This window comes from Micropepsis pineolensis, assembly GCF_055392125.1.
On record NZ_AP042408.1, the window covers coordinates 2,836,771 to 2,857,514 of the forward strand.

29 protein-coding genes are annotated in these 20,744 nt (G+C 56.2%); 13 read left to right on the forward strand and 16 right to left on the reverse strand.

Annotated elements, in window-relative coordinates; translation table 11 throughout:
- The first annotated feature begins 1 nt into the window (after window position 1).
- The 5 genes from ACZ5RI_RS12575 to ACZ5RI_RS12595 all read left to right on the forward strand — a co-directional run bounded on the left by ACZ5RI_RS12575 (window position 2) and on the right by ACZ5RI_RS12595 (window position 4,651).
- The gene (locus ACZ5RI_RS12575; protein WP_464513557.1) at window positions 2–2,437 is read left to right on the forward strand and encodes a phage tail tape measure protein; all 2,436 of its coding nucleotides are present in this window, start codon (window positions 2–4) and stop codon (window positions 2,435–2,437) included.
- A 2-nt stretch (window positions 2,438–2,439) separates the two neighbouring features.
- Entirely contained in the window at window positions 2,440–2,859 is a 420-nt protein-coding gene (locus ACZ5RI_RS12580; RefSeq protein WP_464513558.1) for a phage tail protein, read from the forward strand.
- Entirely contained in the window at window positions 2,856–3,863 is a 1,008-nt protein-coding gene (locus ACZ5RI_RS12585) for a contractile injection system protein, VgrG/Pvc8 family (RefSeq protein WP_464513559.1), read from the forward strand. The genes ACZ5RI_RS12580 and ACZ5RI_RS12585 overlap by 4 nt, the downstream gene beginning before the upstream one ends.
- 138 nt (window positions 3,864–4,001) lie before the next feature.
- A complete protein-coding gene (locus ACZ5RI_RS12590) occupies window positions 4,002–4,289 on the forward strand; it encodes an ogr/Delta-like zinc finger family protein (protein ID WP_464513560.1) in 288 nt (95 codons plus the stop codon).
- A gap of 41 nt (window positions 4,290–4,330) precedes the next feature.
- Window positions 4,331–4,651 carry a hypothetical protein gene (locus ACZ5RI_RS12595; protein WP_464513561.1) on the forward strand — a complete coding sequence of 107 codons (321 nt, stop codon included), beginning with the start codon at window positions 4,331–4,333 and terminating at the stop codon, window positions 4,649–4,651.
- Between the two features lie 35 nt (window positions 4,652–4,686).
- Here the strand turns inward: ACZ5RI_RS12595 and ACZ5RI_RS12600 are convergent, their stop codons facing one another.
- A complete protein-coding gene (locus ACZ5RI_RS12600) occupies window positions 4,687–4,875 on the reverse strand; it encodes a hypothetical protein (protein ID WP_464513562.1) in 189 nt (62 codons plus the stop codon).
- 143 nt (window positions 4,876–5,018) lie between these two features.
- A complete protein-coding gene (locus ACZ5RI_RS12605; RefSeq protein ID WP_464513563.1) occupies window positions 5,019–5,918 on the reverse strand; it encodes an AraC family transcriptional regulator in 900 nt (299 codons plus the stop codon).
- Window positions 5,919–6,105: 187 nt separating this feature from the next.
- Between ACZ5RI_RS12605 and ACZ5RI_RS12610 the strand changes: the two genes are divergently transcribed.
- Window positions 6,106–6,711 carry an NAD(P)H-dependent oxidoreductase gene (locus ACZ5RI_RS12610; protein WP_464515601.1) on the forward strand — a complete coding sequence of 202 codons (606 nt, stop codon included), beginning with the start codon at window positions 6,106–6,108 and terminating at the stop codon, window positions 6,709–6,711.
- A 14-nt stretch (window positions 6,712–6,725) separates the two neighbouring features.
- Window positions 6,726–7,145: an ester cyclase gene (locus tag ACZ5RI_RS12615; protein WP_464513564.1), complete on the forward strand. Its 420-nt coding sequence runs from the start codon at window positions 6,726–6,728 to the stop codon at window positions 7,143–7,145.
- 147 nt (window positions 7,146–7,292) lie between these two features.
- Here ACZ5RI_RS12615 and ACZ5RI_RS12620 read toward each other — a convergent pair whose 3' ends face one another.
- The 6 genes from ACZ5RI_RS12620 to ACZ5RI_RS12645 all read right to left on the reverse strand — a co-directional run bounded on the left by ACZ5RI_RS12620 (window position 7,293) and on the right by ACZ5RI_RS12645 (window position 10,600).
- Entirely contained in the window at window positions 7,293–7,955 is a 663-nt protein-coding gene (locus ACZ5RI_RS12620; protein WP_464513565.1) for a DNA-methyltransferase, read from the reverse strand.
- 149 nt (window positions 7,956–8,104) lie between these two features.
- On the reverse strand, window positions 8,105–9,265 hold the full coding sequence (locus tag ACZ5RI_RS12625) for a hypothetical protein (RefSeq protein WP_464513566.1): 1,161 nt from the start codon (window positions 9,263–9,265) through the stop codon (window positions 8,105–8,107).
- Between the two features lie 2 nt (window positions 9,266–9,267).
- The gene (locus tag ACZ5RI_RS12630) at window positions 9,268–9,471 is read right to left on the reverse strand and encodes a hypothetical protein (protein ID WP_464513567.1); all 204 of its coding nucleotides are present in this window, start codon (window positions 9,469–9,471) and stop codon (window positions 9,268–9,270) included.
- A gap of 6 nt (window positions 9,472–9,477) precedes the next feature.
- On the reverse strand, window positions 9,478–9,666 hold the full coding sequence (locus tag ACZ5RI_RS12635; RefSeq protein WP_464513568.1) for a hypothetical protein: 189 nt from the start codon (window positions 9,664–9,666) through the stop codon (window positions 9,478–9,480).
- Entirely contained in the window at window positions 9,659–10,126 is a 468-nt protein-coding gene (locus ACZ5RI_RS12640) for a phage regulatory CII family protein (protein WP_464513570.1), read from the reverse strand. The genes ACZ5RI_RS12635 and ACZ5RI_RS12640 overlap by 8 nt, the downstream gene beginning before the upstream one ends.
- A 216-nt stretch (window positions 10,127–10,342) precedes the next feature.
- Window positions 10,343–10,600 carry a carph-isopro domain-containing protein gene (locus ACZ5RI_RS12645; protein ID WP_464513571.1) on the reverse strand — a complete coding sequence of 86 codons (258 nt, stop codon included), beginning with the start codon at window positions 10,598–10,600 and terminating at the stop codon, window positions 10,343–10,345.
- Between the two features lie 85 nt (window positions 10,601–10,685).
- Here ACZ5RI_RS12645 and ACZ5RI_RS12650 point away from each other — a divergent pair, with 85 nt between their 5' ends.
- From ACZ5RI_RS12650 to ACZ5RI_RS12675, 6 genes are all read left to right on the forward strand, one after another.
- Window positions 10,686–11,333, forward strand: a complete 648-nt coding sequence (locus ACZ5RI_RS12650; RefSeq protein ID WP_464513572.1) for a helix-turn-helix domain-containing protein — start codon at window positions 10,686–10,688, stop codon at window positions 11,331–11,333.
- Between the two features lie 269 nt (window positions 11,334–11,602).
- Window positions 11,603–11,902, forward strand: coding sequence for a DUF6874 family protein (locus tag ACZ5RI_RS12655; protein ID WP_464513573.1), 300 nt, complete (start codon window positions 11,603–11,605; stop codon window positions 11,900–11,902).
- Between the two features lie 228 nt (window positions 11,903–12,130).
- Window positions 12,131–12,658, forward strand: coding sequence for a hypothetical protein (locus ACZ5RI_RS12660; RefSeq protein WP_464513574.1), 528 nt, complete (start codon window positions 12,131–12,133; stop codon window positions 12,656–12,658).
- Complete coding sequence (locus ACZ5RI_RS12665) at window positions 12,658–12,861, forward strand: DUF551 domain-containing protein (RefSeq protein WP_464513575.1); 204 nt, start codon at window positions 12,658–12,660, stop codon at window positions 12,859–12,861. Before ACZ5RI_RS12660 ends, ACZ5RI_RS12665 begins: the two co-directional genes overlap by 1 nt.
- Before the next feature lie 464 nt (window positions 12,862–13,325).
- The gene (locus ACZ5RI_RS12670; protein ID WP_464513576.1) at window positions 13,326–13,592 is read left to right on the forward strand and encodes a hypothetical protein; all 267 of its coding nucleotides are present in this window, start codon (window positions 13,326–13,328) and stop codon (window positions 13,590–13,592) included.
- A complete protein-coding gene (locus ACZ5RI_RS12675; RefSeq protein WP_464513577.1) occupies window positions 13,582–14,691 on the forward strand; it encodes a site-specific integrase in 1,110 nt (369 codons plus the stop codon). Before ACZ5RI_RS12670 ends, ACZ5RI_RS12675 begins: the two co-directional genes overlap by 11 nt.
- A 2,075-nt stretch (window positions 14,692–16,766) precedes the next feature.
- Here the strand turns inward: ACZ5RI_RS12675 and ACZ5RI_RS12680 are convergent.
- The 8 genes from ACZ5RI_RS12680 to ACZ5RI_RS12715 form a co-directional block, all read right to left on the reverse strand.
- Window positions 16,767–17,015 (reverse strand): hypothetical protein, encoded by a 249-nt coding sequence (locus tag ACZ5RI_RS12680; protein ID WP_464513578.1) that lies wholly within the window; start codon window positions 17,013–17,015, stop codon window positions 16,767–16,769.
- A gap of 1 nt (window position 17,016) precedes the next feature.
- On the reverse strand, window positions 17,017–17,244 hold the full coding sequence (locus tag ACZ5RI_RS12685) for a hypothetical protein (RefSeq protein ID WP_464513579.1): 228 nt from the start codon (window positions 17,242–17,244) through the stop codon (window positions 17,017–17,019).
- An 11-nt stretch (window positions 17,245–17,255) separates the two neighbouring features.
- Window positions 17,256–17,585 (reverse strand): hypothetical protein, encoded by a 330-nt coding sequence (locus ACZ5RI_RS12690; protein WP_464513580.1) that lies wholly within the window; start codon window positions 17,583–17,585, stop codon window positions 17,256–17,258.
- The gene (locus ACZ5RI_RS12695) at window positions 17,497–17,886 is read right to left on the reverse strand and encodes a hypothetical protein (protein WP_464513581.1); all 390 of its coding nucleotides are present in this window, start codon (window positions 17,884–17,886) and stop codon (window positions 17,497–17,499) included. Before ACZ5RI_RS12695 ends, ACZ5RI_RS12690 begins: the two co-directional genes overlap by 89 nt.
- Window positions 17,886–18,188: a DUF7940 domain-containing protein gene (locus ACZ5RI_RS12700; RefSeq protein WP_464513582.1), complete on the reverse strand. Its 303-nt coding sequence runs from the start codon at window positions 18,186–18,188 to the stop codon at window positions 17,886–17,888. The genes ACZ5RI_RS12695 and ACZ5RI_RS12700 overlap by 1 nt, the downstream gene beginning before the upstream one ends.
- A gap of 1 nt (window position 18,189) precedes the next feature.
- The gene (locus ACZ5RI_RS12705) at window positions 18,190–18,675 is read right to left on the reverse strand and encodes a lysozyme (protein WP_464513583.1); all 486 of its coding nucleotides are present in this window, start codon (window positions 18,673–18,675) and stop codon (window positions 18,190–18,192) included.
- Window positions 18,676–18,731: 56 nt separating this feature from the next.
- Window positions 18,732–19,091: a hypothetical protein gene (locus ACZ5RI_RS12710; protein WP_464513584.1), complete on the reverse strand. Its 360-nt coding sequence runs from the start codon at window positions 19,089–19,091 to the stop codon at window positions 18,732–18,734.
- A gap of 159 nt (window positions 19,092–19,250) precedes the next feature.
- The gene (locus tag ACZ5RI_RS12715) at window positions 19,251–20,741 is read right to left on the reverse strand and encodes a DUF2793 domain-containing protein (RefSeq protein ID WP_464513585.1); all 1,491 of its coding nucleotides are present in this window, start codon (window positions 20,739–20,741) and stop codon (window positions 19,251–19,253) included.
- Between the last annotated feature and the right edge of the window lie 3 nt (window positions 20,742–20,744).

Consider the following 20,744-nt stretch of genomic DNA (forward strand, 5'->3'; position numbering starts at 1 on the left):
CATGGCTGCAAGCGAGATGCGCTTAAGGTTGGTTCTGGACGCGCTCGACAAAGTGTCGGGGCCCTTAAAGGACATCGTGGGCGGATCTTCGCGCGCGGCCAAAGCCTTGAAAGAAACCACCGCCCAGCTTCGTGCGCTGGAAGATCAGCAAAAGAAGATCGACGGCTTCCACCGCCAGCAATCGGCGCTCGCCGAACAGGCCGCCAAGCTGGACGCCGCGCGGGCCAAACAGCTGGAACTTAAAGCCGCCCTTGCGGCCACCACCGAGCCCACCAGGAAGCTGCAGCGCGAATATGACAAGGCCGCACTGGCCGTCACCCGGCTGGAAACCCTGACCGAAGCCCAGACCGGCAGCCTGTCCCGGTTGCAAACCGAGATGAGGCAAGCCGGCATCGACACGACCAGGCTCGCCGCCCATGAGGCTGAGCTTGCCGCACGGGTTGCGACCACATCCGCCGCGCTGCGTGAGCAACAGGCCCGTTATGACCGGCTGGCGACAGCAAAGCGCAGCTTTGACCAGCGCGCCGCCACCGCCCAGAAGGTCGGCACATCAGGGGCGGCAACACTGGGCGCCGGTGTGGCCATGGCCCTGCCGTTAAAGGCCGCCATCGACGCTTCTTCCGAATACGAATCCAAGATGACCGACATCGCCCAGAAGTCGGACATGTCGCGCGCGGCGGCCAAAAAGCTGGGCGATCAGCTTCTGGTGATTGCCAAGAACACCAACCAGTATGCCGACCAGATCCAGGACGGCATGGACACCCTGACCGGCAAGGGGCTCGATGCCAGTATCGCCGCCAAAATGATGGCTCCCATCGGCAAAGCCGCCACGGCCTACAAAGCCGAGATTGCCGATCTGTCCTCGGCGAGCTTTGCGGTGTTCGATAACCTGAAAGTCCCGATTGATCAGGTCGGTAAAGCCCTTGATGTGATGGCACAAGGTGGCAAGGAAGGATCGTTCGAGCTAAAGGATATGGCGCAGTTCTTCCCGGCCCTGTCGGCAGGCTATTCCGCCATGGGGCAAAAGGGTGTCGGGGCCGTGGCCGATCTTACCGCAGCCCTCGAAATCGCCACCAAGGGCGCAGGCAATGCGGCCGAAGGCGCCAACAACGTCCAGAACCTGATCAACAAGATCAATTCGCGTGAGACGGTGCAGAACTTTGCCAGGTTCGGCATTGATCTTCCCAAGGCGCTGAAGAAAGCCGCCGCCGAAGGCAAAACCCCGATTGAGGCGATTGCCGAGCTATCCCAGAAGGCCCTTGGCGGCAAGATGGATAAGCTTAGCTATCTCTTCAACGACATGCAGGTGCAGGCGGCCCTGCGCCCGCTGATGCAGCATATGGACGAGTTTCGGAAGATCCGCGCCAAAGCTTTCGCCGCCAATGGCACCACCGACAAAGACTTTGCCGAACGCATGAAAGATGCGCAGGAAAGAACCAAGGCGGGCGAGATTGCGGTTAAGAACCTTGGCATTGCCGTCGGCGCGCAGTTACTGCCCACCATCGCCATGCTTGCCGAGAAGATCGGGGCCGTGGCCACCAAACTTGCAGCATGGACAAACCGCCATCCGGTTCTGGCCAAAGCCATCATCCTCACCACAGCGGCAGTGACCGGCCTTCTGGTGGTGCTGGGCGGCATCGGCATTGCCGCAGGCGCGGCGATGTATGGCTGGGCCGGGATTGCCTTTGGGCTTTCAAAGCTGCAGCCCCTGTTCGGCATGATTGGCGGCGGGTTTAAAGTACTGGTATCGGGCCTGCGCATGGCCGGTGCGGCCATGATGGCCAACCCGATCCTGACCGCCGTGGTGCTGATCGCGGCGGCGGTGTATCTCATCTATCGCAACTGGGGCACCATCGGGCCGTGGCTTGCCGGGGTGTGGAACAAGATCACCGGCATCTTTACCAGCGGGGTGATGTTCTTAACCCAGCGCGTGCCCGCCATGATGGGACAAGTGGGCGTCAATATCGTGCAGGGCATCTGGGGCGGCATCACCAGCGCCAAAGCCTGGCTGATGGGCAAGCTTGCCGAACTGGCAAACCTGATCCCGGAGCCGATCCGCAAAGCCCTCGGCATTCACTCGCCCAGCCGGGTGTTCGCGGCTATTGGCGGGCATATGATGACCGGGCTGGATCAGGGCATCGCCGGTGGTGCGGGTGGCCCCTTAAAACGCGTCGGGACCCTTTCCAGCCGCCTGACCCGTGCCGTGGCCGCAGGGGCCACAGCGGCCAGCATAGCGGTCGCCCCGGCCCCGGCGGCGGTCGGCGGTGCCGGAACCGCCCAAGGGGCCACCACAGCGGCGCAAGGCGGCAGTGGCCCGAGCTATCACATCACCATCCATGCGGGCAGCGATAAGGCGCAGGACATCGCCAAAGCGGTACGCGAGGCCATCGACAGTCTGCACCGCGACCAGGCCGCCCGCGCCTTTAAGGACGACTGACCATGCAGCTTTGCTCGCTCGGGATGTTTATCTTTGCCATCGACACGCTGGCGTTTCACGAGCTGCAGCGCCGTGCGAACTGGCGCCACGCCCGCAGCACGCGGGTGGGCGCACGCGATGCCACCCAGTTTGTCGGCCCCGGTGACGAAACCATCAATCTTTCCGGCACGGTCTATGCCGAGATCTGCGACGGTCGGGCAAGCCTTGATGATTTACGCGATATGGCAGCGGCGGGGGATGCGTATTTGCTGATTACCGGTGATGGCAGCGTGGTCGGCAGCTTCGTCATTGAAGGCATCGACGAACGCCACGCCGCCCTGATGGAAGATGGCAGCCCGCGCGCCATCGACTTTGCCATTGATCTGTTGCGTGTCGATGATGATGCCAATGATACCAGCGACAGCAGCGGGGCGGCGGCATGAGCGGCACCGTGAACAACATCCCGGATTATATCGTCACGCTGGATGGCAAAGACTTAACCGGCAAGATCCGCCCGCGCCTGATCAGCCTGTCGATCAGTGAACAGCGCGGCGGGGAAGCCGACCAGCTCGACATCCAGCTCGATGACAGTGACGGCAGGCTGGCGATCCCCGCCCCCGGCGCCGTCTTGGCGGTATCGCTGGGCTGGAAACAGGGAACGGGCGTCACCCCCGGCCTGATCCACAAGGGCACATTCAAGGTCGACGAGATCAGCCACAGCGGCCCGCCCGATGTGATCAGCCTTAAAGCCCGCAGCGCCGATTTTACCGCCGACATCCGCCAGCGGCGGGAACAAAACTGGCAGGGCGTGACGCTGGATACCATCTTGCGCGAGATTGCCGGGCGGTGCGGCCTTAGCCTTCGCGTGGGCGGCGATCTGGCGGCTATTCCCGTGGCGAGCCTGACCCAGAGCCGCCAAAGTGACATCGCCTTCTTAAAATCTCTTGGGGACCGCTATGATGCCGTGGCCACCATCAAGGCAGGTTGCCTGATCTTTGCCCGCAAGGGCGCTGGGGCCACCGCCAGCGGCAAAACCTTACCCAACCTCACCATCGCGCGCGCCGATGGCGACCGCCATAGCTGGACCCGGCAGACCCGCACCGATTACGCCGGTGTGACCGCCAGCTGGCACGATAACGGGGCTGCCAAGCGCAAGACCGTGACATCCGGCGAGAAGGTCGGATCAAAGCGCCTGCGCAAAGTCTACGCAACCGAGCTTGACGCCAAACAGGCGGCGGAAGCCGAACGGGCGCGGCTTAAACGTATGCCCGCCACGATGGATCTGGGGCTAGCTCTGGGCCGGGCGGATGCCGCGCCTGAACAGCGTGTAACCCTGACCGGCTTTAAGGATGCGATCAACGCGCAAAGCTGGCTGATTACCGGGGTTGATCACCGGCTTGATCAGAGCGGATTTACCACGGCCTTAAAGCTGGAAACCGCGCCATGAGATATGCGCGCCGGATCGGAATACCCTTTAAAGAAAGCAGCCGTTTACGCTATGCTGCAAGCGATGTGATTTGTGAATGCGAAGTGGTGCGTGCGGGCATCGCCTCAGTCCTGTTACCCCTGACTGGAGCCATACCTGATGAGCCGTGAAGCCCGCCGCCTGCCCTATATCACATGCCCGCATTGCGGGGCCAAAGCCTACGCCCGCGTGGGCGGCAAAACCGCCGACACATACCGCGAGGTCTATTACGCCTGCGCCAATGATCTGGAATGCGGCCATGTCTTCGTCGTCGCCATGACCGCCATCAGAACCGTGCACCCATCCCTGATGCCCAACCCCACCGTCCATTTGCCCGTCACCCCGCCGGAGAGATTGCGCCGGGCGGGGATGAATGCAAAACGTACGTTTACACATGGCGATATTTAGAATACACAATGTATTGTAAATCGTCATTCACAGAGACACCGATGCCTAATCGAGAGAATCCTTTCAGTGGTCCGGCCTACTGGGTTACACTTAAAAATTCTTTGGAGAATAACGGGAAGAGTACAGCCCGGCCTAAAGCTGGCGGTGACCCGATATCTATGCGGATAGACACCCACCCGCTCAATCACATCAATGCGATTGCAGAGCTAGCTGGTTGGAACCGTTCTGAGGTATTAACAGCCATAATTGATTGCGGTCTTTTCGTTCTCTACCAGAACATGGACGAAAATATCCAAAATGAACTTGTTCAAAACGTCATGGAAAAAACGCCGCCAATTCCCCAGATGGGTGATGAATGCTAGAGAAAGTCCGCGCACTTTATTTGCCCTGCTAAGTTTTAGCTCAGATCATCCGGCGTGATGCCAAGGGCCTCGACAGCGGCGCCATCACCTTCCGCCATGGCATGGTCAAACAATGCTTCATCAGACAGTGCAACCTCGGCAGCAAGTACCCTATAACGGGCACTAACTTTCTTCTGCCGATCTATTGGCAACGCTTTGATTATATTCTGTAATGTTTTACTCAAGGTACACTCATGCCAAAACTCGCCCAAACGAAATTGGCTACTGACTGCTTCTATCCGCATCGGCGTACACAAGCGCTGGGCGTGACGCGGGCGGCCCTGTCCGCCATGCTGAACGAACAGGCTTAGGACTTTCTGATGATGGATTAGGTTGTTTCCCGCATTCGTTTTATGTCTCGATTGGGAGGCTCTCCAAATAGCCGGCTGTATTCCCGACTGAACTGGGATGCGCTTTCATACCCAACGCGCACTGCCGCGCTTCCCGCATCAAGGTTTTGGTTGAGCATCAGCTGTCGCGCATCCTGCAAACGCAGATTCTTCAAATACTGCAATGGGCTCATACCAGCCACAGCCCGGAAATGCTGCCGAAAAGTTGACGGGCTCATGTGGGCACGGGTCGCAAGATCGTCCATCGGTACATTTTCCGTATAGTGCCGCTTCAGCCAAGAAATCACCTTAGCAATCTGCTGACTCGGTGATCCAGCAGCAACAAGACGACGAAGATTGGGGCCATGCTCCCCATTCAGCAACCGAACAGTTATCTCTTGCTGGATCAAGGGGGCCAAATGAGGGATTAGATGTGGTTCGGCCAGCAGCCGGATTAACCGGGTAAGCGCGTCCTTTAAACCTTCATCCAGTGTCACGACAGCCATTGCTCGCGTTGACGAAGTCTGGAGCGGTGTTGCAAACGTCATCTCGGCGGCCAGCTGCGTAATGGCGCGCGCGTCAAGTTCCAGCCTTACGCCCAAGTAAGGTTCGGTGGAGCTGGCACACGTGACATAAGACACCACGGGCAGGCTCACGGTCGTAATATGGGATTGACCAGCACCATAGTCGAAGACCTCATCGCCTAACGTAACACGCTTGCCGCCCTGCACAGCCAATCCAAGGCCCAAACCATAGACGCATGGCATCGGAGCGGTTGCCGAACTGCGACGGTACAGCGTCAACGCAGGGATCTGCGTGCTGTAATCTCCATCGGTTTGTGCAATGTTGCCAACTACGCGAGCAAGCCCGCAATCGCTCGGCCGCGCTTGGATTTCCATTTCACATCTCCATAAGTTCGGTACATTTCATCCCATTATGGGATATTTAAGCCTAGCACAACCTAATGCTAGCGGATTTGCGTATTTATTGAATATCGTCAAATTAGGCAAAAATAGCCCCAGATTTGGCAAACGATTTCTTCACCTTCTGAGCCATATCTCTGTTCACACATGAACTGGAGAAATGATGAAACGCCTACTGCTGATTAACGCCCACTATTTCTATGAAAACATTTCTTCCGGTAGGCTGAACCGCACCATCGCCAGCGTTATCAAGGAGGAAATGGAGAAGCGCGGCTATGAGGTAAGACAAACCGACATTGAGACAGGCTACGACATTGATGCCGAAGTAGAGAACCACGTCTGGGCCGACTTCATTGTCCTGCAATCGCCAGTGTTCTGGTTCGGGGCTCCGTGGATTTACAAGAAATATGTTGACGAGGTTTTTACGGCTGGCATGTTCCAGGGAAGCTTTTTGACGGGTGACGGAAGAACACGTAGCGATCCGAGCAAGCAATATGGTACGGGCGGACTGATGCAGGGCAAGAAATACATGCTATCACTGACATGGAACGCCCCCAAGGAAGCGTTTGGTGACAAGGATCAGACATTGTTCGCAGGCAAGACCGTCGACGATGTGTTCGTAGCCAATACCGCCAACTATAAGTTCTGCGGTGCAGAAATATTACCATCATTCTCTTGCTACAACGTGATGAAGGAACCTGAAATTGAAACCGACATCGCACGACTTCGTGAGCATCTAAACAATATTGTTGAACCCCCAAATAAATAATAAGGAGTATTCCGATGCCGTCAGAATCCAATAAACTGATCATGCAGCGTTTTGTTGAGTTTATCAACTCGGCCAGCGAAACATTGGCAGAAGAACTCATTTCGCATGATGCGATCTTTTATGTGCCTGGAAATCCAGAGCCCATGCGCGGCCCGACCGGTTATCTAACAATCATCGCAATGATGCGCGGAGGGTTCCCAGACATCCAGTGGACCTTGGAAGAAATGGTAGCCGAAGGAGATAAAGTGGCCGCCCGGTTTATTATGCGCGGCACGCATCAAGGAGAGTTCTTCGGCGTTTCTCCATCGGGGAAAAAAATTGTTGTGCAGGCCATGAACCTCTACCGTATATCCGGCGGTAAGTTCGTTGAAGAATACGGTCAACCAGATATGCTTAGCTTGCTACAACAGATCGGCGCGATCCCATCCTCTTAAACACCTACAAGCAAAAGGAACGCACATCGAAGGTCCACTTCGGACACAGGCATATATTGAGAAACCTTCTTCTTAGGGACATTTCCAAACATATGAAAGCCCGGCCAGTGATGACCGGGCTTTGCGTTTGTGGTGAGGATCTGGCCGCTACCGTTGCAGCTCGCAGGTGATGCGGCGGATGGCGTTGGCGAACCAGCGTTCCTCGATCTCGATACCGATAAAGCGCCTGCCAGCCCTTAGCGCGGCCACGCCGGTGGTGCCGCTGCCCATATAGGGATCAAGCACCACCTGCCCCGGCTTACTGGCATATTCGATCAGCTGGCGCATAACTTCGATGGGCTTCTGGGTCGGGTGCCAGTGCGGATCTTTGCTTTCAGGGCCGCGCAGCGACCCGCTCCACAGATAGCGGATCATGCGGGCCGGTTTTGCCAGCGACGACCAGGCCATCTCGCAATCGCTGAAGCACATCGGGCGCATACCTGGGCGCTTATCCCAGACCAGCCAGCCCCGGCTATCGGGTAATTTACTGGCGAAATTATTGGCCCCGAACAGAACGGTGGGCACCTTGGCATCCAGCATGTGCTGCGGATCAAAGGGCTTGTCGTCACCGACAATGCCCTTCACATCACGCCACAGGCTGCTGTTGGTGCTGGCTGGCTTGTAATTGATTCCGTATGGCGGATCGGAAACGATCACATCAAAGCGGCCCTGCAGCCCCTTCATCACCTTCTGGGTATCACCCAAAATCAGCAGGTTATCGCCGATTTTCTCCACCCGGCGTGCGCCGGGGATGGTTACTCTTGCACTCATACTACCTCTTGCTTACCCATGCGCCGCCCGTGCGCGGGTGGCGGGCCGGAAGCACCGACCGGGGATGTTTTCGGGGCAAGGTTCCAACTTGCCGGGTTCGGGCGTGTCAGCGCCCAATCCCCCGCCATTGACGCATGGCGGGCGGCGTTTCAGGCGACCGGGGCCTTGGGACTGGCTTCGACACGCACGCCGTCGCCAAACACACGCACCAGCGCGCTCATGAACTTTTCTTCGATCCAGCGGGCATTGAAGGCTTTGGCGACCGTGATGGTCACCGCCCCGCCCTCGCCCCGGTCCAGCGTGGCATCGGCAAACCAGCCTGCCATCGCGCCGGGGCCGATCAGTTCGGCCAGCGCGGCACCATCCGCGCCCCAATCCGGCCCCGCGTTTGCGGTCACGGGGGCCGCCGTAGCGGCCTCGACAAAACCTTCCCAACGCTGCTCCAGCAGAAACGTTTCGGGGTGGCAAAGGCACTGCGCCGCCCGTGGCGGGCGTTCCTGTTTACGCCGGGCATTTTCCGCCGCCACCGAGGCACGGTACGCCGCGTGGCAGGCTATCAGCACATCATCCGCCGGGCGGGTGTGGCGGGTTTTCACCCACGCCTGCCGGGCCTTCAGCTTCGATGCGTGCTTGGGCGGTTCGGATTGTTTCCAGAACCGCTCGAACCCGTCCGGCGCATGACCGGTGGCGCTACCTGCAGGCTGGGCTGCGGATACTGGCTGGACAGATGGCGCAGTGGTGGCGGAAGCTTCTTCCTGCCCGGAACCGGGCAAGGCCCCACCTGCGTCCGGTCCGCCCTGCGGATCGGACAATGGTAGGGACATATCAAATCTTTCAGGTAGTTCTGTTTCCCCTGTTATCCCTGTTACCCCTGTTTCTTCTTTGTCCCGCAGCTGTCCCGCTGCTGTCCCGGTGGCGTCCCGCACACTGTCCCGTTTGCTGTCCCGCTTGGGCGCACCGACAACCTGAAACCGATTGTAATTGCGGATGAAATAGACCTTGTTGCCGTCCCGCGATGTGTCCCGCAGCGTGTCCCGCTTTTCGAGCTTGGCAAAGAAGCGGTCGACAGCGCTTTTCGACCAGCCCCACTTTTCCGCCAGAAACCTGACTGAAAACGACAGCTCGCCCCGGCGCAGGCTCACCGGCCCGGCGCTGCCACGCGTGCGCAGATCCTTCCATGCGGCGGCACCGATCAGCCACAGCCATGCCTCGCGGTCGCTATAGGCGGCATCGGAGAATTCGGGATCATCCCAAAAGTCGCGGCTGATGGCGTAAACGTTCGGGCCGCGTTCGGCTGTTGTACCGCTCATCCTCATTTGGCCCCCGCATTCTGCCCGTAAAGGGGCGCGCTGACGGGATGAACAAACAAAGCAAGCTGTTTGCCATCCTCTGCCGCTTTGCGGATCTGTGTGGCCACACGGCGTTTCTGTGCCACCTCGTGCATCAGCTGCACATGGATGGCGCTGTATTTGTGTGATGCGCGGCTCTTACGGTCGGTTATCCAGCGCTTGGTCATGGCACATCACCCCACCGCGCTGGCAAGGCGACCAGCGATTAGTTCCGCCGCATAGATCACGGCACAACGCTCGATCCGCAGGGCTTCGGCCATGGTGATGCCCTGCTCCCGCGCCAGCCGTTCGGCTTCAGTCAGCACGGCGGAATACAGGCGCAGGCCGCCATCACGCACATCCTGTTCGATGACATCATCCATGGTGCGCCCCCATCATGGCGTGTTCGCCGGTGCGCAGGCGGTTACGCAGGGATGTAATGTCCTTGTGCAGGGTATCGACCACCGGCAACAGCGTGGCGCGTTCGGCATCGTCGATCCGGCCATCTTCCAGCGCCGCCACTAGCAGGCCGACAAGGTGCGTTACATCGCGGTTGGCGATCAGCGTGTATTCGCAGATGGATTTACCGGCCCCGCCATCACCCGGCACAAAGGTGCCACCGGCCAGCGCGGCGAATTCTTCGGCAAAGGCCGCGGCCTTACCAAAGCGGGTAAGGATGCGGGCCTGTTCCATGGTGATATTCGTTTTATCGCGCGGATCTGTGTAGTTATAGACAGATTTCGGGCTGGTTTGCAGCAATGCGGCGGATTGTTCGATGCCACCGGCCTCGGCCACGGCCTGCGCCACCACATGTTTCAATTCACCATAAGGGCGCGGCTTCATCGGCTTGAACGCTGGAACGGTGGCACCCCGTTCTAGGTGCGTTTGTCGGCTAGGGCGATTAGGTTGTTTTGCGGGCATCAAAGGGCCTCCTTGTCAGGGGAAATTTTGGGGCCACCGGCGGCACGGCGTGCGGGCCACACCGCCGGTGGCACTGGCTCAAAGCGTGAGGGGGAAACGCCTGAGCCAATGGGAAATGGGGAAAGGAACCAGCGCCGATCATGCAGCACCGTGTTCATCAGAGGTTTGCGAAGATGGAAAAGCGTCTTCTGCACAATTTGCAGAGAGATCAAAGAAATCCGCAGGGGTGAGCGGGATACCAAGTTGTCTAGCTGCGCTAAGTACTCGAGGCTGTTGGTTCGCAGGTATGAAACCGCGTTTTTTCCAATTCGCCACAGCACTCTGCTGGCAACCCAGCATGTTTGCCAGTTGGCGCTGCGTTCTAAACTTGCTGATAATACGTTCCGCTTGGGTCATAAGCGGAAAATAATCACGTTAAGTGATATTGTCAATCACGATAGGTGATTGGACGGAAACCCTTACATTTTACATAGTTCAACACATGACTTTTCAACAACGCCTGTCAGCTGCAAGAACCGAAGCAAAGCTCTCACAGAGCCAGCTCGCAGAAAAAGCGCATGCAGGCCAAAGCACTATTGCAGCTTGGGAAAGTGGTAAAAACGAGCCCAATTTATCGACCATACTAAAGCTTGCCGTTATATTGAACAAACAGCCAGAATGGTTGGCATTTGGCGTCGACGGGGCAGTTAGTTCCGATATGTTTTATTTGCCTGAGTATGATGTGCGCGCGCTGTCTGGCGCTGGCGGGCTGCAGGATGTTGCAGAAAATAACAAAATCGAAACCATTTTACATCGCTACGCTTTCCCAAAGGCAGAATTCCGGGCCACTTTCGGTGTAGGACCAGAAAGCGTCGTCGTCTTTGAAGTAGTTGGCGACTCCATGCAGAGCACATTAAATCCGGGCGAAAAAGTCTTTGTAAATTTGAATGATAAAGTCCCAAGCCCCCCAGGTATTTTCGTTGTTTGGGACGGCCTTGGGCTTGTTCTCAAGCGCATAGAATATGTCGCCCACTCCAACCCATCCAAAATCCGAATAATTTCAGATAACAAAGCCTATGACACATATGAACGCCTATTAGACGAGGCGTACATACAGGGACGCGTCATTGGCTCTTGGCAGCGCAGATAAGCACCTAAAGCATTAGACAATCACAGACTGGGTATTTTGCATCAACCTACCCCATTGATTTGTCTCATTTTATCGCGAAGTGAGCATCAGGTATAAAACTGGAAATTAATATACAGTCATCTTTGACTTACAATATCATCTTTCGTGATTGACATAATCACGATACGTGATTACCGTTCATCCTCAGTAATTGAGGACAGAACAATGCCTGCAACTCCCCCCGCACAAATTCGGCGCGCTGCCGTTGATACCCTATGCGAGGTGGCTGCATGAGCCGCCCGATCAAGTTCACCCGCACCCCCGTTACAGCCGCCCTAATCCGCCAGTGCGTGGACCGCGCCGTGCGTCTGCATCTGGCCGCAGGCGGCACCGACGACAGAATAAGCCTTGAAATGGACCTATCCGCCGCGAACGCAAACGGCTGTCCGATGGATTTCGAGCGCCTTCTTTCGTTCGATGACGGCAGCTTTCTGCACGACATAACAGGCATTCAGAACAACATCAGCCGCATATCTGGCCGCATGACCGGGCATTTCCTGCCCCGCGCAGCAATTGGGGCGCGGCCATGATGGGTATTACCGCACGCGATGCATTCGATGCCGCCGGGCTGTTGGTGATGCTGGTCACCGCGTGGTTTGCGGCGGATGCACTGGCGATAATCGCAGAGGCACTGACGGCATGAGACGATATCGCCCCGCACTTCTTACGCCATTCGGACAGGTGGTAATGACCGCCGCCGCATTCACCATTCTGGCAGGCATCACCCTGCTGCACCTTATCGAAAGGATGCCAGTTCAATGAACACGATTAGTGAAATGCCCAACGATACTCTTAGCAAATCGGTTGATGCCTTTGCCAGCGCGGTAGAAGCATATATCGGCAACGAGGCCGGATTAGACGCCACCAGAACACACGTTGCCATGCTGCGCGAAGCCGCCCGACGGCTGTCGCCCCCGGCCAGCGGTGAAGTTCTGGCGGCGGACATGCCTGCCCCTGACACGTTTGTGCGGTTACCTGACGGCACACGCGGGCTGGCCATATGGTATTATCTGAGAGGGTGTTTAAGCCTGACCGATAATCAGGCCGACCAGGTTATTGAGGCAAACGGCCTTGAGAAAAAGGTCGTCAAACTAGGCATTCTCGGAGACCTTTCCAGCAAGGTGCGGCACTCCCGCCAGTCCGGGGATACGCTAGCGATCCGGCAACATTTGCTTCCGTATCAGACTGACGGTGATGGCTGGAAGCTGTTTGCACATACCGAGACCGAAGACACTTTCGACCTGATCTATGTCCGCCGCCCGCAAACAGAAGCGGAGGCAGCGTGATGAGCGAATGGCGGCCAATTGAAACAGCGCCTACAGCCGAAGCAATCCTCATTTATAGGGATGATGGAGAAATAGAATTAATACCCGAAGAAGATAACGACTTCGAATGGGAACCATATGACGGCATAAATGAAAGTGAAGATGGCGTGTCTAAGCCAACCCACTGGATGCCGCTGCCAGAACCGCCAAAGGCAGGTGCGTGATGTTAGATTTTATAGATCATCACGGGATCGCGCTGGTTTGTGGATTGGCAACTGTTTGGACCGCGCGGGCAGTAATGAAACGCGCGGACCGGAAACAAGCCAGCGCCGAGGTCGTTGCATTAGCAGACACCACTACGCCACCCGGTAACGACACCAGTGCGAAAGCTGCGACCCCGCCGATATGCGCCAACTGTGCGTTCCACGTTCCATCGGCAGGTGGGAGTGGAATGTATTGCACGAACTGGTTCGTAAACAGTGACCGTGAAATCAGCGTTGTTACAGGTGCGCGGACCGGCCATGCACCGACATGCGAGGACGCCAGACGGTACGGCGGTGTGTGTGGGCCGGATGGTAAGCGGTTCAAAGGCTGGGACCCACGCCAAAAACCGGCATAATGGCCGAGGATAGAAACGAACACGAGTAACTTTTGTCCCACATTCCCCGCAAAATCTGTGAGAAGTAGTATGAAGCGGCATTCGACATTCACCCCATATGCCAAACGCTTAACCCCGACAGAAGTGGCGGCGTTTTGGTTCCGCCGTGGGCCAGATTTTTCACGCCAAATCCCCATGGAGTATCCGAACTTCCCCTTGCCGGGGCCGGATGGTTTATTTCTATTGTCAGAAGTAGAAACATGGTTTGACCAGTTCCACGGCAAACGGCAGGCCGTACATCGCCGCAGCACAGTAGACGAAGAAGAAGATGCATTGAGGATCGCGCGTGGGCACTGACAAAATACGCCATATTGTTGCAAAGAGGTACGCCGATGGCACCGTCAGATATTATTGGCAACCCAGCGCAACCATTGTCGCCTGCGGGTTAGCGGCAGAAGCGCTGGGACCAGACTATGATAAGGCCAAAAGTCGCGCGATTGAATTGAACGCATTGGCCGATGCCACACGTATTGGCGCGCGCAAAGGCGGGGACAACGGCCCACTTCCCGGCAGCATTAGCAAACTTTTTACGGAATTCCGGCGGTCGGAAGAATTCAGTGATCTGAAGCCGCGCACCCGTGCCGATTACACCTACTATCTGGATAAGATAGAAATGGAATTCGGCCGCGTTATGGTGCGGGCACTGTCACCACGTGTGATCAAAACCTATTATAAGCGCGTGCGCCGCGACGTCAGCGTAACGTGGGCCTATCACATCCTTGCCACCCTACGCACAGTCCTTAGTTGGGCGGTATCCGAAGATTGGATACCGCGCAATCCGGCGCTGGACGTAACCATGAAAGCGCCAGCCAAGCGCAGCGTTATATGGCAACCCGAACAAGCTGCCGCCTACATAGCCAAAGCACACGAAATGGGATGGTTCAGCATCGCCGTTATGGCCCACGTGTTCGACAGCATCGGGCAATCACCGATCGACGTCAGAACACTGAAGCGCAAAGCCTATGACGGCAGTACAATTGATGTGACCCGCGCCAAGACTGGCATGACGGACGCACCGATCCCGCTATTTCCCGCAGCCAAGAAAGCCCTGGACGAATATCTGGCCCGCCAGCCAACCAAAACACCGGAAGCACCACTTTTTACAAATGACCGGATCGGCGGCGAATGGAACGAAAGCACACTCCAAAAGAAACATGCGATCATCCGCAAGGCGGCGGGGTTACCGACAAAACTACAACTGCAGGATTTTCGCACTACAGTGCAGACCGAGGGTGGGGCTGCGGGCGGCACGGTTGACGAATTGCGCGGATTGGCCCGCCATTCGACCCGGTCGGCTGCAGAGCACTATGTTTATCCTGACGGGCGCTTTATAGAATCCATTCAGAAAAAAAGGCTTGCGCGCCGGAACAAATCCGGAGCAAAAGTTGGAAAATGATTTCGGAAAATGTTGGAATTTCTCGACACGCAGCCGCAAGTCATTGATTTTAAAAGTGGCCCCGTAGCTCAGCCGGATAGAGCAACGGTTTCCTAATCTATTGAACGACCAGCATTCCCGCGATGGCGTTCCCCGAAGCAACCTATACTGCCCCGAGGAACCCCAATGATGAAGAAACATTCCTCACCACAGTTGTATCAGTTATGGAATCACTATTTTTCCGGTAACTGCTCAAAGGGCGGATTATGCCCTTGTGACCGATATTTATCTTCAGGGACTTCCATCTTCGTCCCGTCAGAGTACTCGACTAAGGCACTATCCTGACTACCCCACCCGCCCGTAATTTTATAAATTCCTTTAGCCATATTCCCTCACTTAATAAATTAGACGCGCCACAAGAAGACACACCCAAACCGTACCTTAGATTGAAAATAAAAAAAACGGCCACGCATTCGTGCACAGCCGAGCCCAAAATCGCAAAACAGGCCAGATTAGGTCGAGGGCGTTGCGTCCTCGGTCGATGCCACCGCCGTGTCGGAGGTAGAATCAGTTGCCGACACCTCTGTGTTGCTGGGCGTGTCTCCTGCGGCGGCCTCAGCGGGAGGCCAGAGCGACAGCCGGGGCAGACAGAGGATGGGGAACCGGATCGGAGCCACAAAGACAACCGGAAGGGTGTCGTCGAGCCCCAGCAGATCGCCCACGTTGGCTGGGTCACAACCTAACAAGCAAAAAATTATGTATTAAAATCAATTATATAGACATTTTACTGCGCTCTGACGGCACCCTACCAATCACACAGCTTTAAAGGTTGTCATCAATGATATAACACTAATAAATTGACTTTCACCCTCAAAACCAAACACAAACGAGAAAAAATGAACGGAAAAAAAACTATTTACCGATCCTCTGTCACGGGACGTATCGTAAAACAAGAATACGCAGAGCAGCACCCTGCCACCACCGAAAAACAACAAGTCAAATACACGCCTAAAAAAATAAGCACACACAAATGACAACCTACAAAAAGCGTGAGGCCGGCACCCGAAGGTCCGGCCTCAAATCTGGTCCATAAGGGCTCAACCCAAAGGGCAGAGACGATCCTTACAGCTCATTTACGAACAATAGCCCTGTAGGCTTTTAAAATGCAACAACCATTTTCTTGCACACCGTTAACATACTCTCAACTTGAACGATCATTTTCGCAAGCGAGGTTAGGGCGTTATTTAACAGATGCCAAGGAAGATAAAAATTACGCCTTACGCCTTTATATTTGGAATGTCCGACTGTGCGAAGCATTTTACCTACCGACTCAATTCGCAGAAATCACTGTAAGAAATGCGATACACGGCGCCCTATGTGAAAAGTTTGGGACAAACTGGAATTTACAAGGCAGCTTTCTTTGTACGTTACCCAATCGCTTACGCACTGAACTTGAAGTAGTAACCAAAACAGAACGTTTTGCATATGGCACGGAAACAACCATCAACCATATAGTATCTGGCCTATCTTTTGGCTTCTGGCTACACCTCCTTACAAAGAATTATGATGACGTTTTATGGCCCATATATTTTTCTTCTTTTTTTCCTAATAAACCTGACAACATAGATAGAAAGAAATTATACGACAGACTGGACGCTATACGAACATTTCGTAATCGCCTAGCACATCACAAGCCCATCTTCGACCGAAAACCTAAATCAGAATATAGCAACCTCTTAGAAGTAGTATGCTGGGTTTGTAGGGACATGCGATGGTTTATAACAACACTATCGCGCGTGGACCAAACAATCGCTTTGAAACCCCGATTCTAAACTAGCATTAAAAAAAGCCCGGCCACGCGTTGATGCGCAGCCGGGCCAAAATCGTGCAATAGGCCAGATTAGACCGAGGGCGTCGCGGCCTCGGTCGACGTTGCCGTGGTATCGGACGTAGCGGCTATATCGGTGGTAGAATCAGTTGCCGACACCTCTGTGTCGCTGGGCGTGTCTCCTGCGGCGGCCGCAGCGGGAGCCAGGGCGACAACCGGGTCAGGAGCCTGGATTGCCACCGGCAAGGTGTCATCGAGGCCCAGCAGATCACCGCCCGGCCATGAGCCGGGCGCGCGACGGTGGTGCGATAAACGGCGTCTCCTCTGCCGGTTTGGTATCGTTGCCTGGCAGCCGCGCCTTGCTGGCTAGTAACTTACCGCTGACCACCAGCGCGGTCATGCGGTCGGCGACATAGCTGCGGCTGACACCAAACCGACGGGCGATTTGGGACACATTGCCATCGCCAGAGATCAGTAATGCATCGACCGCATCGCCAATGGGTAATTTATCCGGCATATCAACGCCCCCTCAACACAGCCGCGTACACGCCAGCCGCTGCGGCCACCGCACCAATCAGCGCGAAAATTAGCAAGACCGTCTTTTTGCCACCGCTCATTTGATCAAGCACCGATCGAATGGCCCGTATATCATCCTGAATAATCTCCAGACGCCGGTCCTGATTTTCCTGAGATTCCTCAATCCGCGCCACCCGTTCGCGCAGCTTTGCCATTTCATCATCACTCACGCCCGCCCCCGTTATCTGGCGTTGTTGCCCGCCTGTGCCTTAGTCAGTGCCGCCCGCAGATCCCCATAAAATTCCCGCCACGCTACCGCACACCGATGCGCCGCCAATGCGGCCGCACGGTTATCGACCAACGCCTCAGCCGCCTGTGCCTTAGTCAACGCCGTGCCCACAGCACCGGGCAGGCCCGGCATAGCCGTATCAGCACAGGCCACCAGCCCCGCCGGTGCGGTGGGCATCGTGACCGGCACCACCTCATTCGAGGCTGCGCAGCTGGTCAGCCAGAGCGGCAGGAATGCAAGTATCGCTGCCATCCGGCAGCGTTGCAGCGTTGCGCGTGACATCGCGGATAACCCCCTTGTTATAATCGTCAGATTTTGTGTTTTGCGCGACGCGTCCGTTAGCGCGGGTTACAGCCCCACTGGCGGCTTGCGTTTGCCGCTGCACCGTTTGCGCGGCAGCCGCTTTGTGCGCAGCCACGCACGCGCCCTGCCCCGCGCTGTAACCCCGATGATAGACCAGCCACAGCGCCAGCACCGCGCCGGTTATGACGAGAATGATTTTGCCCGCCTTAGTTTTCAAAAACGCCCAAACGGTTGACAAAACGGCCTTTGCGCTTGTCAGCAGCGCCAGAATGGTTGCCATCACACGCCCCCGCCCGGCTGGGATGCACCACCCCGCCCCTGTTGCAGCCCCGGCTGTGCCCATGTGCGCGCCAGCATATGCAGGCCGATCAGCGCCACCCCGATCAGGATCAACGACCATGTCGGGAACGCCGACCGGATATCAGGCGGCACCTGCGTCCACACCGCCGCGAACCCTGCGGTCACGGCCTGCACCCATGCCGAAAACTGTTTATGATAGGTGCGCCAGTCACTGGTTAGACGGGCACGGATCGCAGCGCGCAGCACCGACACCTTGATTTTAAACCACGCAAAAACACACATTTTACAATCCTTTCTCGCATAGCGCCCGTTCGGCGGCGCGGCGCGTCACCAGCCCCGGCAGCACCTTGCCACCGGCGCTCACCCATTGTGGGTGGCCATGATCATCCTGATTGATGGCGCGGCAGGCTCCGCGCCAGCCACCGGCGTTAAAGCGGCGCGCAACAGTGGATTTGCAGAACGCCCCCACGCCGATGTTGTAGGCAAACGACACCGCCGCAGCGGTTTGATTGTCATGCCCGGCCAGAACCGGAACACAGCGCAGCACCCCATCGCCATGTGCCGCGAGCTGATATTTTAACGATGCCAGACACTCAGCCTCGCTATAGCGCTGGCCCACCACCACGTTGCGGGTATCACCAAAGCATTTGGTGGCGATGCCAGCAGGATCGCGATAGCCGATCAACCGCTTACCCTCGTGCATCGGCACAAAGGTAAGCAGCATCGCGACCACCGAGGCGGTTAGCCCGGCGGCTGTTTTATTCTGCATTGTGATTTACCTGAGTTTGTGCCCGCCCGATCAGGCGGCAGGCGTCACCCGCGCCGTTACGCGCTGGTGGTAGAAGTCGAACTGGTCGATGACGTGTCGGTTGACGATGATGCGCTGGCGGTGAGTGTCGCCTTATATGCGGCGACGACAGCATCAGTCCAAGCTGCGATACATTGAGCGACTACAACAGTCCACGCTGTCGCGGTAATTTCTGCGGCATCATTTGCCGACAGATTTGTATTAAGTGCTGTCAGTGCTGCGGATGTATCGTCGCCGGGGCACAATGTTGTGCTGTGGTATTCGTAAGACAGAACAGAACCGTCCTTAAGCACCTCCTTTCTTAGGCGAACACGCACAATGCCGCTGCTTAATATCTCGATTTTATCGACATTAGTTCCCTGGGTGAACGTCGCCATTATATGCCTCCGTTATTACAGTGTTTATGACACAGCCAATCTTCACATATTTTACAGAACCACATTGCAGTTCTGTCTATGTTCTCCGTTTTAATTTCACTTGGTTCCACGAACCTGTTTCATAGTCGTTTAAATTTCGTTCCATCATTCTCGTTTCCCCTATGCACTTGCGATATATACGATCTCACGACCGAGGAACGTGCTCGTTGTAATTTCACTCCACGGTATTTCGGTATCACCGTTCGTGCTCATCAAACGAAATTCGATATATGCCGAACCGGTAGCGACAAAAATCCCTACGTGTCCTGCGTTCGCCGCTGTTGCAAACCCACCCTGTGCACCCAACAGAACAGCCGCTTCGCTATATGATCCGGTCCCAACCTGTGCAAATGGCAACCCTGAAATTCTGACAACGCCTGCTCCACCACTCCCTACGGAGGACACTTTTAGTCCGAAAAACAGGTGCACGACCGAACCGATTTTTACATATCGACCGGACTGAACCTGATACGTTACTCCGGCAGGGGCTGTGGCCGCGGTCAATACTGGCGTCCACGTACCTTCTTCGTAATCGTCCAATGTATTGGCGTCAGTTGATGCCACTTGTGTAGCCGGAAATTTTACCGCGTTTGTCCCAAGAATGCCCGTTGATGTCATTGTGACCCGGCCAGTAACTGTATTCCCGTCGTCACTAAGCATATCAATGCAGAGTGTACCTGACCCGGTATTTAATCCAAACCGACCGCGACGACTACCGCTTGGCATTGCTGCATTGAAAACATTATAGAATGACTCAGTCGTGGTGCCGTTCAAGTTATGATAAGCGGCCCCCGTAACGTCTTCTAATAACCCAGCCTTATATGTTTGAACCCCAGCCCACGTCTGCGCCTTTTCCAGCACCGCCACCGTACCGGAGGTTGGAAACGTGACAGCCGTTGCGCCCGACAGTGTAAACGATAGCGAATACAGCGTGCCGTCAGTCGCCGTACCTGACACTGAAACCGCATGACCACTAACCATGGCGTCGTCGGCAGCCCACGCACCGGACGAATAGCGATAGCGCCGTCCGTCAGCCGTGTTATAGGCCGTCAGACCATTGTAAGGCGCATAGAACTCCCACGCAGCCCCATCACGACTGTAGGCAATTTTGCCGTCATACCCAGCCCACAGCCCTGTGGCGGACGCACCGACCAGATAGGTTGCACCGGCGGCATAAGATGACGGCGGCGCGATGAGCGCCATCGATGTGAAATACAGTCCCACTAGGCAGTCGAGCTTCTGTAATTCCTTGACTGCGCTGGCTTCCCCAGCCCGAACACAAACCAAGCTGTTCAGGGTGTTTTTCCACGCCAGTGCATCACGGGTCGATGTTGCAAGTTCAGAGCCCGCCGGCATCGGCTGGGCATTGAATTTTACACCTGCCGCAGTGGTACCGTACCAGCCATCTGTCGAGGTGATCGTGCCATCAGCCGCCACGGCGGCGACAATTCCACACCCCGCGCTGCAATTGATGCGATCACCCGTTTTAATGCGTGTATACAGGGTACTGACCGCCACACCTGCGTCATTGTAAATTGTGGTAGGGGTGATTTTTGCCACACCGTCCGTAACCACCACATCGCAGGTACCGGTAAAATATAGCGTTGCCATATT

Bases quoted from the DNA above. Each gene is read 5' to 3' on its own strand.
- ACZ5RI_RS12610 (WP_464515601.1), top strand. From the start codon at position 6,106: ATGAAACGCCTACTGCTGATTAACGCCCACTATTTCTATGAAAACATT.
- ACZ5RI_RS12580 (WP_464513558.1), top strand. From the start codon at position 2,440: ATGCAGCTTTGCTCGCTCGGGATGTTTATCTTTGCCATCGACACGCTG.
- ACZ5RI_RS12680 (WP_464513578.1), bottom strand. From the start codon at position 17,015: ATGCCGGATAAATTACCCATTGGCGATGCGGTCGATGCATTACTGATC.
- ACZ5RI_RS12615 (WP_464513564.1), top strand. From the start codon at position 6,726: ATGCCGTCAGAATCCAATAAACTGATCATGCAGCGTTTTGTTGAGTTT.
- ACZ5RI_RS12650 (WP_464513572.1), top strand. From the start codon at position 10,686: ATGACTTTTCAACAACGCCTGTCAGCTGCAAGAACCGAAGCAAAGCTC.
- ACZ5RI_RS12710 (WP_464513584.1), bottom strand. From the start codon at position 19,091: ATGGCGACGTTCACCCAGGGAACTAATGTCGATAAAATCGAGATATTA.
- ACZ5RI_RS12665 (WP_464513575.1), top strand. From the start codon at position 12,658: ATGAGCGAATGGCGGCCAATTGAAACAGCGCCTACAGCCGAAGCAATC.
- ACZ5RI_RS12645 (WP_464513571.1), bottom strand. From the start codon at position 10,600: ATGACCCAAGCGGAACGTATTATCAGCAAGTTTAGAACGCAGCGCCAA.
- ACZ5RI_RS12640 (WP_464513570.1), bottom strand. From the start codon at position 10,126: ATGAAGCCGCGCCCTTATGGTGAATTGAAACATGTGGTGGCGCAGGCC.
- ACZ5RI_RS12625 (WP_464513566.1), bottom strand. From the start codon at position 9,265: ATGAGCGGTACAACAGCCGAACGCGGCCCGAACGTTTACGCCATCAGC.
- ACZ5RI_RS12575 (WP_464513557.1), top strand. From the start codon at position 2: ATGGCTGCAAGCGAGATGCGCTTAAGGTTGGTTCTGGACGCGCTCGAC.
- ACZ5RI_RS12630 (WP_464513567.1), bottom strand. From the start codon at position 9,471: ATGACCAAGCGCTGGATAACCGACCGTAAGAGCCGCGCATCACACAAA.
- ACZ5RI_RS12595 (WP_464513561.1), top strand. From the start codon at position 4,331: ATGCCTAATCGAGAGAATCCTTTCAGTGGTCCGGCCTACTGGGTTACA.
- ACZ5RI_RS12655 (WP_464513573.1), top strand. From the start codon at position 11,603: ATGAGCCGCCCGATCAAGTTCACCCGCACCCCCGTTACAGCCGCCCTA.
- ACZ5RI_RS12690 (WP_464513580.1), bottom strand. From the start codon at position 17,585: ATGTCACGCGCAACGCTGCAACGCTGCCGGATGGCAGCGATACTTGCA.
- ACZ5RI_RS12670 (WP_464513576.1), top strand. From the start codon at position 13,326: ATGAAGCGGCATTCGACATTCACCCCATATGCCAAACGCTTAACCCCG.
- ACZ5RI_RS12695 (WP_464513581.1), bottom strand. From the start codon at position 17,886: ATGGCAACCATTCTGGCGCTGCTGACAAGCGCAAAGGCCGTTTTGTCA.
- ACZ5RI_RS12620 (WP_464513565.1), bottom strand. From the start codon at position 7,955: ATGAGTGCAAGAGTAACCATCCCCGGCGCACGCCGGGTGGAGAAAATC.
- ACZ5RI_RS12605 (WP_464513563.1), bottom strand. From the start codon at position 5,918: ATGGAAATCCAAGCGCGGCCGAGCGATTGCGGGCTTGCTCGCGTAGTT.
- ACZ5RI_RS12705 (WP_464513583.1), bottom strand. From the start codon at position 18,675: ATGCAGAATAAAACAGCCGCCGGGCTAACCGCCTCGGTGGTCGCGATG.
- ACZ5RI_RS12590 (WP_464513560.1), top strand. From the start codon at position 4,002: ATGAGCCGTGAAGCCCGCCGCCTGCCCTATATCACATGCCCGCATTGC.
- ACZ5RI_RS12715 (WP_464513585.1), bottom strand. From the start codon at position 20,741: ATGGCAACGCTATATTTTACCGGTACCTGCGATGTGGTGGTTACGGAC.
- ACZ5RI_RS12635 (WP_464513568.1), bottom strand. From the start codon at position 9,666: ATGGATGATGTCATCGAACAGGATGTGCGTGATGGCGGCCTGCGCCTG.
- ACZ5RI_RS12585 (WP_464513559.1), top strand. From the start codon at position 2,856: ATGAGCGGCACCGTGAACAACATCCCGGATTATATCGTCACGCTGGAT.
- ACZ5RI_RS12660 (WP_464513574.1), top strand. From the start codon at position 12,131: ATGAACACGATTAGTGAAATGCCCAACGATACTCTTAGCAAATCGGTT.
- ACZ5RI_RS12700 (WP_464513582.1), bottom strand. From the start codon at position 18,188: ATGTGTGTTTTTGCGTGGTTTAAAATCAAGGTGTCGGTGCTGCGCGCT.